We start from the raw sequence: 13,033 nt of genomic DNA on the forward strand, positions 1-13,033 counted from the left end.
TTTTGCGTTTACCGTATCAGGAAGGGAGATGACCTATGCAACGTTGCGGCTGGGTAAGCCAGGATCAGCTTTATATCGATTATCACGACAAGGAATGGGGCGTACCGGAAACCGACGGTAAAAAACTATTTGAAATGATTTGCCTTGAAGGCCAGCAGGCCGGGCTGTCGTGGATCACCGTTCTGAAAAAGCGTGAGAACTATCGCAAAGCCTTCCACCAGTTCGATCCGGCTGCGGTTGCCGCCATGACCGACGACGACGTACAAAAGCTGGTTCTGGATACCGGTATCATCCGCCATCGCGGTAAAATTCAGGCCATTATTGGTAACGCGCGTGCTTATCTGGCGATGGAGCAAAATGGCGAACCCTTTTCAGCATTTGTCTGGTCGTTTGTGGATAACGAGCCGAAGGTGACGCAGGCCGCCACGCTTGCAGAGATCCCAACGTCGACCCCCGCCTCAGATGCCCTGTCGAAAGCGCTGAAAAAACGCGGCTTTAAGTTTGTGGGCACCACCATCTGTTACTCCTTTATGCAGGCCTGCGGGCTGGTCAATGACCACATTACGGGCTGCTTCTGCCATCCGGAGGGCCACCATGATCCGCAAATGGCAAAGTGAGAACACCGCGCCGCTTTTGAGTCTGTGGCTGGAGAGCACCACCGAGGCGCATCCGTTTATCGACGCAAGTTACTGGCAAGCGAATGAAGCGGTAGTGCGGGATGAATACCTTCCCGCCGCCGAGACCTGGGTCTGGGAAGAAAACGGTACCCTGTGCGGTTTTATCAGCGTCATGCAGTTCCAGTTCGTGGGGGCGCTGTTTGTCGCCCCGGCGTTCATCGGAAAGGGGATTGGGCGTGCGCTGCTGAACCACGTTCAGCAGCACTACCCGTATTTAACCCTGGAGGTGTACCAGAAAAACGTGCGGGCGGTGAATTTCTATCATGCTCAGGGTTTTCGCATCGAAGACAGCGCCTGGCAGGATGATACCCAACACCCGACGTGGATCATGAGCTGGCAGGCGGATCAAACGCCGTAAGGGTAAGCGCCGGCCCCTCATATTTCTCCACCCATGCCAGCGCCGTATTCCCCGCGCAGCCATTCCCCAGCTTCGAGCTGGGGAGATCTTTGGTCAGCACGTTTACGGCGCCGTTCTTACAAATACCGCCCTCGTCCAGCGCCAGATCCGGCCATGCGCCCTGATGAATGCAGAAAACGCCAGGGCGGATCCCGTCACTCACCACGGCGCCTGCCAGCACCTGCCCGCGCGCGTTCCAGACCCGAACGAGATCGCCGTCGTTAATCCCCCGCGCCTTTGCATCGTCGCTATTCAGCGCGATCGGCTCACGACCCGCCACCGCATACTGCTCGCGCAGAGCCGAATAGTTGAGCTGGCTGTGCAGACGATGGGCAGGATGGGCAGACAGCAGCTGAAGCTGCCCCGGCTGCGCATTGCCATGCCATTCGTCCGGCTCCAGCCACGCCGGATGCGGCGGACAGTCCGCGTAGCCAAAGCTGGCGATGCGTTCGCTGTAGATCACAATCTTCCCGCTTTCGGTTTTTAACGGGTGATTCTCCGGATCGCGACGGAAGTCAGCAAAGCGCACAAACCGCGCGTTCTGCTCGCTTTCTGGCATTTCGAAGAGTTGATTCGCCTCCCAGAACTCAGCAAATGGCGGCAGGGACACGCCCTGCGCAGCCCCGCGCTGGCTGGCAATCTGGTAAAATGTTTCCAGCCATTGCAGATCCGTTTTGCCCTCGGTGAAACGCTCCCGCCCGCCCGCTTCCCACATTTCACTCAGGTCGGCAAAGACGTCGAAATCATCCCGCGCTTCATTCCGGGGAGCCACGACGCGCTTCATCGGCACCATATGCTGGTTGCTGTAATCCCCCGTCATGGTGAGATCGTTACGCTCGAACGAGGTCGTGGCAGGCAAAACGATATCGGCATGTTTCGCTGACGCAGTCCAGAAGCACTCCGAGATCACCACCAGCTCCGGTTTCTGCCAGGCGCGGATTAGGCGGTTGGTATCCTGGTGATGGGTGAAGTTGGCCCCACCCGCCCACCAGATAAACTTAATATCCGGGAAATGGCGATCCTGACCGTTGTGCTGATAAAACCCGCCGGGGTTCTCCAGGGCTTCAACAATGCGTGCCACCGGAATTTTTTCCACAGCGTCCACGCCACCCTGCACCGAGCCCTGCATGGACGCCAGCACCGCGGCTTTACGCGTCGGGTTGCCGCCGTTGGCAAAGTGATAGGAAAGGCCAAAACCGCCGCCGGGTGTGCCAATCTGCCCAAGCATCGCGGCGAGCGTCACCAACATCCAGTGCTTTTGCTCGCCAAACTGCTGGCGCTGCATCCCCCAGCCGGACATGAGCATCGTGACATGGCTATGGAATAACGCCGCCAGTTCGCGGATTTTAACGGCATTAACGCCGCAAATCGCCGCGGCCCACTCTGCGGTTTTGGCAATACCGTCGCTTTGTCCCGTCAGATAGTCGGCAAATTTATCGAACCCCGTGGTACAACGCGCCAGAAATTCCGTGTCGTGCCAGCCGTTCTCCACCAGGGTGTGGGCGATGCCCAGCATCATCGCCACGTCGGTGCCCATATGCGGCGCGATCCACTCGGCGCTGTCGCCGAAGAAATCCAGGGTTTCAGAGCGCATCGGATCGATACAGATGATGCGCTTGCCGCTTTTGCGCAGCGCATCGAAGTAGGAAACGCCCTGCTCGTCGGACGCATTCCAGGCAATTTTCAGGGTATTGAGCGGGTTGGCGCTCCACAGCACCACCACCTCTGTATGCTCCAGCACCAGCGGCCAGCTGGTCTGCTGTTGATAAACCTCATTCCCGCCCACGACATACGGCATGATCGCCTGCGCCGCGCCGGTCGAGTAATCACCCAGATGGCCGGTATATCCTCCGGCCAGGCTCATATAGCGTTGCAGCAGGGTTGCAGCCTTATGCAGCACGCCGTTTGAGCGCCAGCCATAGGAGCCGGCAAAAATGGACGACGGGCCATAGCTGTCGCGGATGCGTTTATGCTGCGTATGGATCAGCGCCAGCGCATCGTCCCAGCTCACGCGCACGAACTCATCCTGCCCGCGAATACCCTGCGGTTTATCCGGTGACGCCAGAAAGCCTTTACGCACCATCGGCCAGCGGACGCGGGTCTTGCTGTGTACCTGATCGCGAACGACGGTCTGTAAAGAGTTGAGATGGCGCGAAGGCAAAGCCCCGCGAGACGACAGCACAGTGTCGCCATCGGTTTCGACCAGCATCGGCCCCCAGTGGGCGGCGGTCAGAATGGTTTTTGTTGAGGTGCTCAAAGCGTGCGCTCCTGGTTGCGTGCAGGTGTTTCGGCCTTTCATTGAGGCAATTTATCGTTTGTGACAAATTTCAGAGTTATACACTGAATTTTCTCCGTATCCGGACGTCATAATCCACTGCCACGTCCGTCGTGGCAAAGAATAAAAAGGATTAAGGAAATAAGATGAAAAAACGCGTACTCGTTATTGCCGCTCTGGTGAGCGGCGCACTGGCTGTTTCAGGCTGCACAACCAACCCTTACACCGGTGAACGCGAAGCGGGCAAATCCGGCATTGGCGCGGGTATTGGTTCCCTGGTAGGCGCTGGCGTTGGCGTACTCTCCTCCTCCAAGAAAGATCGCGGCAAAGGTGCGCTGATTGGCGCAGCGGCAGGCGCAGCCCTGGGCGGCGGCGTGGGTTATTACATGGACGTGCAGGAAGCAAAACTGCGTGACAAAATGAAAGGTACGGGCGTAAGCGTGACGCGCAGCGGTGACAACATCATCCTGAACATGCCAAACAACGTGACCTTTGACAGCAGCAGCGCGACGCTGAAACCCGCAGGCGCGAACACCCTGACCGGCGTGGCCGCAGTGCTGAAAGAGTACAATAAAACTGCCGTGAACGTGATTGGTTACACCGACAGCACCGGCAGCCAGGATCTGAACATGCGTCTGTCGCAGCAGCGCGCCGATTCCGTGGCCAGCTCGCTGATCACCCAGGGCGTAGAAGCGAACCGCATCCGCACCAGCGGCATGGGTCCGGCTAACCCGATCGCCAGCAACAGCACGGCGGAAGGCAAAGCGCAGAACCGCCGCGTTGAAATTACGTTGAGTCCTGTGCAGTAGGTAAAAGCAAAACGGCAACCCCGTTGCCGTTTTAGTATTTGCGCCCTCTCCTGTAGGAGAGGGTTGGGGTGAGGGCATCAGACCGCCACCCGGCAAATTGCTTGATTCGCCAGATTTTCCCGCTAAGGTATTCTCACTAAATTCAGGGAAATCAGCGATGATCAAACCAACCCGGGCCACCATCAGCGACGTGGCGAAAGCCGCCAAAACCGGTAAAACCAGCATTTCACGCTACCTCAACGGCGAGAAACACCTGCTGTCCGATGCGCTGCTGGCGCGAATCGAACAAGCCATTGCCGATCTCGACTACCGTCCCAGCCTGATGGCGCGCGGCCTCAAGCGGGGTCGCACCCGCCTGATTGGGCTTATCATCGCCGATATCACTAACCCCTACTCCGTTAACGTACTCAGCGGCATCGAAGCGGCGTGCCGGGAAAAAGGCTTTACCCCGCTGGTCTGTAACACCAATAACGAAGTTGATCAGGAGTTGCATTACCTCGATCTGCTGCGCAGCTATCAGGTGGAAGGGATCGTGGTCAATGCCGTCGGGATGCGCGAAGAGGGGCTAAATCGTCTGCAACAATCGTCTCTCCCGATGGTGCTTATTGACCGCAAAATCCCGGAATTTGCCTGCGATGTGGTCGGGCTGGATAACACCCAGGCGGCCACCACTGCCACCGAGCACCTGATTGAACAGGGTTTCGAAGCCATTCTGTTCCTGAGCGAACCGCTGGGTATGGTTAACACCCGCCGCGACCGCCTGGCTGCATTTCGCGCCACGCTGGCGCGTTATCCCGGTGTGATCGCCGAAAATGCTGAAATCCCCCTCCATGAAGCCGGACAGCTGGATAATACCCTGCGCCAGTTCCATACCCGCCATCGGGGAATGCGTAAGGCGGTGATCTCCGCTAACGGGGCGCTGACGCTTCAGGTTGCCCGCTCGCTTAAACGCATTGGCCTGCACTGGGGCAGCGACATCGGCTTGCTCGGCTTTGATGAACTGGAGTGGGCTGAACTTGCTGGCGTAGGCATTACCACCCTCAAACAACCCACCTGGCAGATCGGCTATGCCGCGGTTGAACAAGTGGTTCGCCGCATTGAAGGCACCCGCGACGCCGTACGCGAGCAGGTTTTTTCTGGCGAGCTGATCGTTCGCGGCTCTACTGCCCGTTAATTTCCCCTTCGTGACAGCGATCATAAATTCAGCATCCCGATCTTTTCTTTGGAACCGGTTCCATCTAGCGTAATACTATCGATTACGCTCTGGAGTCAGGAAATGAGCAGGAAAATTATGGTGGTCACCGCCGCGTATGGTGCGGATCAGGTGCGACAGGCAGGCGGTCAACGGGCAATGCTTCCCGTTATTGCCGGCGCAGGGGCTGATGGCGTTGAAATCCGCCGAGAGCTCTTCAGCCACGACGAGTTAATGGCCCTGCCTGCGCTGGGCGAGTCCATTGAACTGCTGGGTTTACTGGCGTGCTACTCCGCCCCGGCCCCCCTGTTTATGCCCGATGGAACCCTCAACCCGGATCTTCCACGCTACCTTAGCGAAGCCAGCGCACTGAACGCGCTGTGGCTTAAAGTCTCGCTGGGTCATTTCAGCGACAAACAACCGCTTGAAGCCCTGCGCGCACTGCTGGATGAAAGCGGCATGACGCTGGTGGTGGAAAACGACCAGACCGACTGCGGGCAGCTCGCGCCGATGCAGCGCTTCAAAGCCGCCTGCCGGGTAATGGCGCTGCCGGTCACACTGACGTTCGATATGGGCAACTGGCTGTGGGTTGGCGACTCCCCGGAAGAGGCTGCACGTCAGCTGGCTCCCGCCGTGAGCTATATTCATGTGAAGGCCGCAGTCCCGCATAAGGCGCAGTTCCGCGCCGTCGCGCCGGATCAGACCGATTCTCGCTGGCGGGATCTGCTTAATCAACTGCCTGCCGACGCGCCGCGCGGTATCGAATTTCCGCTCGAAGGGACGGATCTCACCGCCGTCACCCGCCATTACGTCAACCTGCTGCGCGAGGAGTAAACCATGCACAAGACGCTGGACGTTATCACTATCGGCGAGGCCATGGCGATGTTTGTCGCCACCGAAACGGGCGAGCTGAGCGCAGTGGAGCACTTTATCAAACGCGTGGCAGGCGCCGAATTGAATGTCGCTACCGGCCTTGCGCGGCTGGGGCTGAATGTCGGCTGGGTGAGCCGCGTGGGCAATGACAGCTTTGGCCATTTCGTTCTCGACTCGCTGAAAAAAGAGGGCATTGATGCCGCAGGCGTCACGCTCGACGGACGCTTCCCGACGGGCTTTCAGCTGAAATCTAAAGTTGAAAATGGAACCGATCCCATCGTGGAGTATTTCCGCAAAGGCTCAGCGGCAAGCCATCTCTCCGTGGATGATTATCACGCCGCGTATTTCTCCTCCGCGCGCCACCTGCACCTGAGCGGCGTGGCGGCGGCGCTCTCGGCCAGCTCGTACGATTTACTCGATCACGCGGCTTCGGCAATGAAAGCGCAGGGCAAAACGATCTCCTTTGATCCGAACCTGCGCCCGGTACTGTGGAAAAGCGAAGCAGAGATGGCTGAGAAACTCAACCGACTGGCGTTTCAGGCGGACTGGGTTCTGCCGGGCATAAAAGAGGGAATGATCCTCACTGGCGAAAGCACGCCCGAAGGCATTGCTGATTTTTACCTCAACAGAGGGGTAAAAGCCGTGGTGCTGAAAACCGGTGCCGACGGCGCATGGTTTAAAACTGCCGACGGTGAGCAAGGCGCTGTCGCTGCGGTAAAAGTCGACAACGTGATCGATACCGTGGGCGCGGGCGATGGGTTTGCCGTCGGGGTCATCAGCGCCCTGCTGGAGGGCAAACCGCTGTCGCAGGCCGTGGCGCGAGGCAACAAAATTGGTTCGCTGGCGATTCAGGTGCAGGGCGACAGCGAAGGATTACCAACACGAGCAGAGCTCGGCGTCTAAATTCCCTCTCCCCGTGAGAGAGGACCAGGGTGAGGGCAGCAATCCGCACCAGATAATAAAGCCACCGTGTACCCTACAGACAACGGCGGCAACAACCTCAACAACAGAGGCAAGCCTATGAACAGTTCGACCAATGCAGTAAAACGCTGGTGGTACATCATGCCAATCGTGTTTATCACGTACAGCCTGGCGTACCTGGATCGTGCCAACTTCAGTTTCGCATCCGCCGCCGGGATCAACGAAGACCTCGGGATCACCAAAGGGGTCTCGTCCCTGCTGGGCGCCCTCTTCTTCCTGGGGTATTTCTTCTTCCAGATCCCCGGCGCGATTTACGCTGAACGCCGCAGCGTGCGAAAGCTCATTTTCATCTGCCTGATCTTATGGGGTGCCTGTGCGTCGCTTACTGGCGTGGTGAATAACATTCCTGCTCTGGCGGCTATTCGCTTTATTCTCGGCGTGGTTGAGGCGGCCGTCATGCCAGCAATGCTGATTTACATCAGCAACTGGTTCACAAAATCGGAGCGTTCACGTGCTAATACGTTCCTGATACTCGGTAACCCGGTCACCGTGCTGTGGATGTCGGTGGTTTCCGGCTATCTGATCCAGTCCTTCGGCTGGCGCGAGATGTTCATCATCGAAGGGGTTCCCGCGATTATCTGGGCCTTCTGCTGGTGGGTGTTGGTGAAAGATAAGCCAGCCCAGGCGAAATGGCTTTCTGAAGACGAAAAAGCCGCACTCCAGGCGCAGCTGGATAAAGAGCAGCAGGGGCTTAAAGCGGTGCGTAACTACGGCGAAGCCTTCCGCTCCCGGAACGTTATTCTGCTGTGTGCACAGTATTTTACCTGGAGTATTGGCGTGTACGGTTTTGTGCTGTGGCTGCCGTCGATTATCCGCAGCGGCGGTGAAAACCTTGGCATGGTGGAAGTGGGCTGGCTGTCATCGGTGCCTTACCTGGCTGCGACCATCGCGATGATTATCGTCTCTTGGGCATCGGACAAGCTGCAAAACCGTAAGCTGTTCGTCTGGCCACTGCTGCTGATCGCTGCTTTTGCCTTCATTGGCTCCTGGGCCGTAGGCGCGAACCACTTCTGGGTCTCGTACACTCTGCTGGTGATTGCGGGTGCGGCCATGTATGCCCCGTATGGTCCGTTCTTTGCCATCATCCCGGAAATGCTGCCGCGTAACGTCGCAGGGGGCGCGATGGCGTTGATCAACAGTATGGGTGCGCTGGGTTCGTTCTTTGGCTCGTGGTTTGTGGGCTATCTTAACGGTGCCACCGGCAGCCCGTCGGCCTCTTACATCTTTATGGGGGTGGCGCTTTTTGCCTCGGTATGGCTTACTCTGATTGTTAAGCCTGCTAATAATCAACAGCTACCCGTCGGCGCACGCCACGCCTGAATCCTTTTAAAATCAACGGAGATTAGCATGAAGCCGTCCGTCATTTTGTACAAAGCACTGCCTGAAGATCTGCAAAAACGCCTGGAGGAACACTTTACCGTTACCCGGGTAAAGAACCTCAGCCCGGAAACCGTGGCACAGCACGCCGACGCGTTTGCCAGCGCCGAGGGCCTGCTGGGTTCGAGCGAAAAGGTGGATGCAGCGCTGCTGGAGAAAATGCCGAAGCTTCGTGCTACCTCAACCGTTTCGGTGGGATACGACAATTTCGACGTGGATGCGCTAAACGCGCGCAACATCCTGCTGATGCACACGCCCCATGCCCTGACGGAGACCGTCGCCGACACGCTGATGGCGCTGGTGCTTAGCACCGCCCGTCGTGTAGTGGAAGTGGCCGAGCGCGTGAAAGCGGGCGAATGGACCAAAAGCATTGGCCCGGACTGGTTCGGCGTGGACGTTCATGGCAAAACGCTGGGGATTGTTGGGATGGGCCGTATCGGTCTGGCGCTGGCACAGCGCGCGCATTTTGGCTTCAACATGCCCATTCTGTATAACGCGCGCCGTCACCACAGTGAAGCTGAAGAACGTTTCAACGCCCTTTATTGCGAGCTTGATACGCTGTTGCGGGAAGCCGACTTTGTCTGCCTGATCCTGCCGCTGACGGATGAAACGCGTCATCTCATCGGCAAAGCGGCGTTTGAAAAGATGAAGAAATCGGCCATTTTCATCAACGCGGGTCGTGGTCCGGTGGTCGATGAGAAGGCGCTGATTGAGGCACTGCAAAACGGTGAGATCCACGCCGCTGGTCTGGACGTGTTTGAACAAGAGCCGCTGCCGGTGGATTCTCCGCTACTGACCATGCCGAACGTCGTCGCCCTGCCTCACATCGGCTCTGCAACTCATGAAACACGCTACAACATGGCGGCGACCGCCGTGGATAACCTGATTGCCGCGCTCGGCGGTAAAGTGGATAAGAACTGCGTTAACCCGCAGATACAACAGTAGAAACGAAAAAACCCGCCAGAAGGCGGGTTTTTGAATTTAGTGCTACTGGGCTGGAAGCTTACAGGCTTACAACGTTACCAGCTGCTGGGCCTTTAGCGCCGCTTTCGATGGTGAAGGAAACTTTCTGACCTTCATCCAGAGATTTGTAGCCATCGTTCTGGATAGCAGAGAAGTGTACGAACACGTCTTTAGAGCCATCGTCAGGAGTGATGAAGCCGAAACCTTTATCAGCGTTGAACCATTTTACCAGACCAGTCATTTTAGCAGACATAGAAATTACCTTATTAACAAATATATTGTGCCTTCCGGCTTGATGGATTGCGTTACAGATTTTTAAGCGATGAAGGAAGGGTCACTACGAAGGGTATCTATGGATAACAATCTGGACTGCTTTACTAAACTGCTTTAGGTCTGTGTAACAAACCGACGAACATAGTTATACCGATGTGGTAGATGAATGACAAGCGTTATTTTCATCAAGCATAAAAAAACCCCGCCGAAGCGGGGGTTTTTCTTATTCCGTAGCAGCGACCGCTGCGCTCCAGGCCTGGCTAAAGGCCTGATGCTGGGACGCGAGCGGACCGATCAGCGCGTTATACTGGCTCGCCTGCTGGGAGGTCGGGAACTGGATACCGTTAGAGACAAAGCTCACCTGCGTACCTTGTTCACTAATAAAGTCACCCACCTGGACCAACTGCTGAGTAAAGACCTGCGCCGCCGGGATCAGCGGTTGCAAAGCGTTTGACGGCTTGGTCACGACTTTCTCATACACCTGGTCATAGACCGGTTTAAGATCCTCGCCCTGCTTCAACGCGGAACGCGACGCATCAGCCTGCATTTTGGCATTTTGCAGCTGCTGGCTCAGTACCCCAAGCGCGCCATTTGACTGGCGTAGCGGTTCGCGCTGGGTCATATAATCCTGTGGAACACGGATGGCATTCACGCTATCCACTACCGGGCGAATACCGGAATCCATCGCCTGGCTTACCTGCTGAGAATAGCCATACAGAATGGCGTAATCCGACACGAATGGACCAAACTGTTTTTTCTGATCCGCAGTCAGCGTTGGTAAACGCTCGCCGCTACGCATCACTGTATTCTGTAGAAAATCGATAAACGCTTTGCGCTGATCGCCTTCTTTATCGAAACACCCACTCAGGCTAACAACCATCAATAACGCCGCAATAGGCGCAAACCAGCGAGAGCAGGACTTTCCTGTCGCCATTTTATTACTCCTTTCACCCAAAAAGCGCACACCGGCACACGCGTGCCCAACGCTGACAAGGATAGTCCAGGTCAGCCTTGCAAGATAGAGTTTTCATGCAAAACGGGTATTCCCGTTTTTGTACTGACTATTTACAAAAAAATACCTGTGCATCCCTACATATGACTAATCAGGTAATTAGCATAACTATCCATATAGCTGAAACGTGTAAAGCGATCGTTATCGCACAATTAATCACAGCCGTGACGATCCTGTGTCTGGTTTAGGGACTATTCTTAACAGGCTCTCTGATGTTCATGATCCCGATGTGTGATTTATGAGGAGTTCTCAATGGAATTAAAAGACCCTGAGTTTGAGCTGCTGAGCAGCCTGGAACAGATTATTTTTAAAGATGTACCGCCGACGGTTACCCTGAATCAAAAGTCCAATCCTTTTAGTGAATTTGAGCGTTTACGCAAAGGATCGGGCCTGAAAACAGATGAATTCGCAAGAGCGATGGGTGTCAGCGTAGCAATGGTGCTGGAGTGGGAGTCAAAACGTGAAAAACCTACCCCAGCCGAGCTAAAGCTTATGCGCCTGATCCAGGCAAACCCTGACCTTCGCAAGCAGTTAGCCTGATAAAGTTTGTTTGCCCCCGCCCTTGCGGGGGCTTGTGTTTACAGGCTTTCACATCGCCATCCCGTCTCTTCCCACACCAGTTCATGCGTCAGCTTCAGCCCTGCCAGAAAAGCTTCATCGTGCGACACCACCAGCAGCGCGCCGGGGTAATCGGCTAAGGCCGCTTCAATGGCCTGAACAGAGGCCAGATCAAGATGGTTGGTCGGCTCATCCAGAAGCAACAGCTGCGTTGCCGCTTCACGCCACAATACGCAGGCCAGCGCGGCCTTCAGGCGCTCGCCGCCACTCAGTTCGGCCAGTGGTAGTGTCACTTTCTCTGCGCCCAGCTGAAGCTGCGCTAAACGGGTACGCAGCGCCCCCTCTTCGAGCGGCGTATTGCCCAGGCTAAGGTGAGTCATCACCGACTGCGACAGATCCAGCCGGGAAAGATGCTGATCGAGATAAGCACACCTGACAGAGACCTTACAGATTCCCGTAACAGGGGCGGTTTCGCCCAACATCACTTTCAACAGCGTGGATTTTCCACAGCCGTTCGGCCCGCGTAGCGCCACGCGCATCGGGCCATCCATTCGCCAGTTTATCGGTGGGACAGGCACGTGCGGAAGCACCAGTTCTTCCAGCACCAGCACCTGTTTCCCTTCCGGGATTTCACTGCCCGGCAGGGTAAACATCACCGCATTATCCTCTTCAACCCGCTCGCGTGCCTGGTTGACCGCAGCGTTCAAAGCATGGTTTTGATCGCTATGCTGTTTTTTCCAGGAACCAATACGCTCTTTCGCCGCCCCTTTGTATTTGACCCGTTCAAACGAGGCGATGTTAAGGCTGTCGACCGTGCGAAGCGTTTTGGCTGAACGCCGCAGGCTGTCGTCATGCTCTTTATGCATACGGGCGCGGGTACGCTTGCGCTCGGTGGCAGCATGCTCCAGCGCGGCGCGGGCAGCCAGCTGTTCAGCATCACGCTGGGTTCGATAGTCAGCATAATTCCCACCGTAGCTGCGCAAGCCCAACGCGCTCAGTTCAAGGATTCGCGGTACCTGGGCCAGCAACTCACGGTCGTGAGAGGCCACCAGCACCCCGCCCTGATACCTGGAAAGCTGCTCGTAGAACCACTTGCGGCCTTGCCTGTCGAGGTGGTTGGTCGGTTCGTCCAGCAGCAGGTAGTCAGCATCCGCGGTGAATGCGCTGCACAGCAAGGCACGAATGCGCTCGCCACCGCTCAACTCTGCCGCGCGTTTACTCGGGTCAAAAGGGGGAAGTTTTGCAGCGATAAAAGCCTGGCTCAGCCGTTCAGCCAGATCCCAATAACCGTCGAGCGTGTCGAGATCGTCGGGTTCATAATGACCGCTGTCGATGCGCGTGCGCGCCGCAAAGATCGCGTCGTAACCAAGCAGTTCGGCAAGCGTGGTATCCGCAGAAATATCCTGCTGCTGCGCCACGTAGACGTGTGTACCAAAGCGTTCAATATGACCGCTGGCGGGTTCATCAACTCCTGCCAGCAACCGGAGAAGGCGTGTTTTACCGCTGCCGTTGCGGCCAACCAGCGCGCACACTGACGCATCCAGAGAAAGATTCAGTGGACCAAAAAGGATATCGCCCGTCGCAAACTGACAGGTGACCTGATGCAAAATAAAAGAGGGGGACTGCGCAAAATGAGCCATAAGCAC

13 protein-coding genes are annotated in these 13,033 nt (G+C 56.6%); 9 read left to right on the forward strand and 4 right to left on the reverse strand.

Translation table 11 applies throughout. The annotated features are described in order from the left end of the window. Positions 1-35 precede the first annotated feature (35 nt). Positions 36-617, forward strand: coding sequence for a DNA-3-methyladenine glycosylase I (gene tag / locus AM329_RS16910; RefSeq protein WP_022650193.1), 582 nt, complete (start codon positions 36-38; stop codon positions 615-617). Continuing rightward, a complete protein-coding gene (locus tag AM329_RS16915; RefSeq protein WP_022650192.1) occupies positions 595-1,035 on the forward strand; it encodes an N-acetyltransferase in 441 nt (146 codons plus the stop codon). The genes tag and AM329_RS16915 overlap by 23 nt, the downstream gene beginning before the upstream one ends. Here AM329_RS16915 and AM329_RS16920 read toward each other — a convergent pair. After that, entirely contained in the window at positions 1,004-3,373 is a 2,370-nt protein-coding gene (locus AM329_RS16920; RefSeq protein ID WP_071886160.1) for a molybdopterin guanine dinucleotide-containing S/N-oxide reductase, read from the reverse strand. The two genes, AM329_RS16915 and AM329_RS16920, sit on opposite strands and share 32 nt — an antisense overlap. A 122-nt stretch (positions 3,374-3,495) precedes the next feature. Between AM329_RS16920 and AM329_RS16925 the strand changes: the two genes are divergently transcribed. The 6 genes from AM329_RS16925 to ghrB all read left to right on the forward strand — a co-directional run bounded on the left by AM329_RS16925 (position 3,496) and on the right by ghrB (position 9,526). Further along, positions 3,496-4,158, forward strand: coding sequence for an OmpA family lipoprotein (locus AM329_RS16925; protein WP_022650190.1), 663 nt, complete (start codon positions 3,496-3,498; stop codon positions 4,156-4,158). Between the two features lie 157 nt (positions 4,159-4,315). Then, complete coding sequence (locus AM329_RS16930; protein ID WP_015569988.1) at positions 4,316-5,332, forward strand: LacI family DNA-binding transcriptional regulator; 1,017 nt, start codon at positions 4,316-4,318, stop codon at positions 5,330-5,332. A gap of 102 nt (positions 5,333-5,434) precedes the next feature. Next, positions 5,435-6,184: a sugar phosphate isomerase/epimerase gene (locus AM329_RS16935; RefSeq protein WP_032608229.1), complete on the forward strand. Its 750-nt coding sequence runs from the start codon at positions 5,435-5,437 to the stop codon at positions 6,182-6,184. A 3-nt stretch (positions 6,185-6,187) separates the two neighbouring features. Then, positions 6,188-7,126: a sugar kinase gene (locus AM329_RS16940; protein ID WP_022650188.1), complete on the forward strand. Its 939-nt coding sequence runs from the start codon at positions 6,188-6,190 to the stop codon at positions 7,124-7,126. Positions 7,127-7,243: 117 nt separating this feature from the next. Beyond that, the gene (locus AM329_RS16945) at positions 7,244-8,524 is read left to right on the forward strand and encodes an MFS transporter (protein WP_017694735.1); all 1,281 of its coding nucleotides are present in this window, start codon (positions 7,244-7,246) and stop codon (positions 8,522-8,524) included. Between the two features lie 27 nt (positions 8,525-8,551). After that, positions 8,552-9,526 (forward strand): glyoxylate/hydroxypyruvate reductase GhrB, encoded by a 975-nt coding sequence (ghrB, locus tag AM329_RS16950; RefSeq protein ID WP_023315194.1) that lies wholly within the window; start codon positions 8,552-8,554, stop codon positions 9,524-9,526. Positions 9,527-9,584: 58 nt separating this feature from the next. Here the strand turns inward: ghrB and cspA are convergent, their stop codons facing one another. Together cspA and AM329_RS16960 are read right to left on the reverse strand one after the other, a co-directional pair. Then, a complete protein-coding gene (cspA, locus tag AM329_RS16955) occupies positions 9,585-9,797 on the reverse strand; it encodes an RNA chaperone/antiterminator CspA (RefSeq protein ID WP_003860775.1) in 213 nt (70 codons plus the stop codon). A gap of 243 nt (positions 9,798-10,040) precedes the next feature. Beyond that, a complete protein-coding gene (locus tag AM329_RS16960; RefSeq protein WP_017383576.1) occupies positions 10,041-10,751 on the reverse strand; it encodes a DUF3053 domain-containing protein in 711 nt (236 codons plus the stop codon). Between the two features lie 330 nt (positions 10,752-11,081). On the opposite strand from AM329_RS16960, the gene AM329_RS16970 reads away from it, so the two are divergent. Then, positions 11,082-11,369 (forward strand): HTH-type transcriptional regulator, encoded by a 288-nt coding sequence (locus AM329_RS16970; RefSeq protein ID WP_003860776.1) that lies wholly within the window; start codon positions 11,082-11,084, stop codon positions 11,367-11,369. 38 nt (positions 11,370-11,407) lie between these two features. Here the strand turns inward: AM329_RS16970 and AM329_RS16975 are convergent, their stop codons facing one another. Further along, positions 11,408-13,027 (reverse strand): ABC-F family ATP-binding cassette domain-containing protein, encoded by a 1,620-nt coding sequence (locus AM329_RS16975; RefSeq protein ID WP_032608226.1) that lies wholly within the window; start codon positions 13,025-13,027, stop codon positions 11,408-11,410. Positions 13,028-13,033 lie beyond the last annotated feature (6 nt).

The organism is Enterobacter cloacae complex sp. AR_0002 (assembly GCF_001922365.1).
In the GTDB taxonomy this organism is placed as follows: Bacteria; Pseudomonadota; Gammaproteobacteria; order Enterobacterales; family Enterobacteriaceae; genus Enterobacter; species Enterobacter hormaechei_C.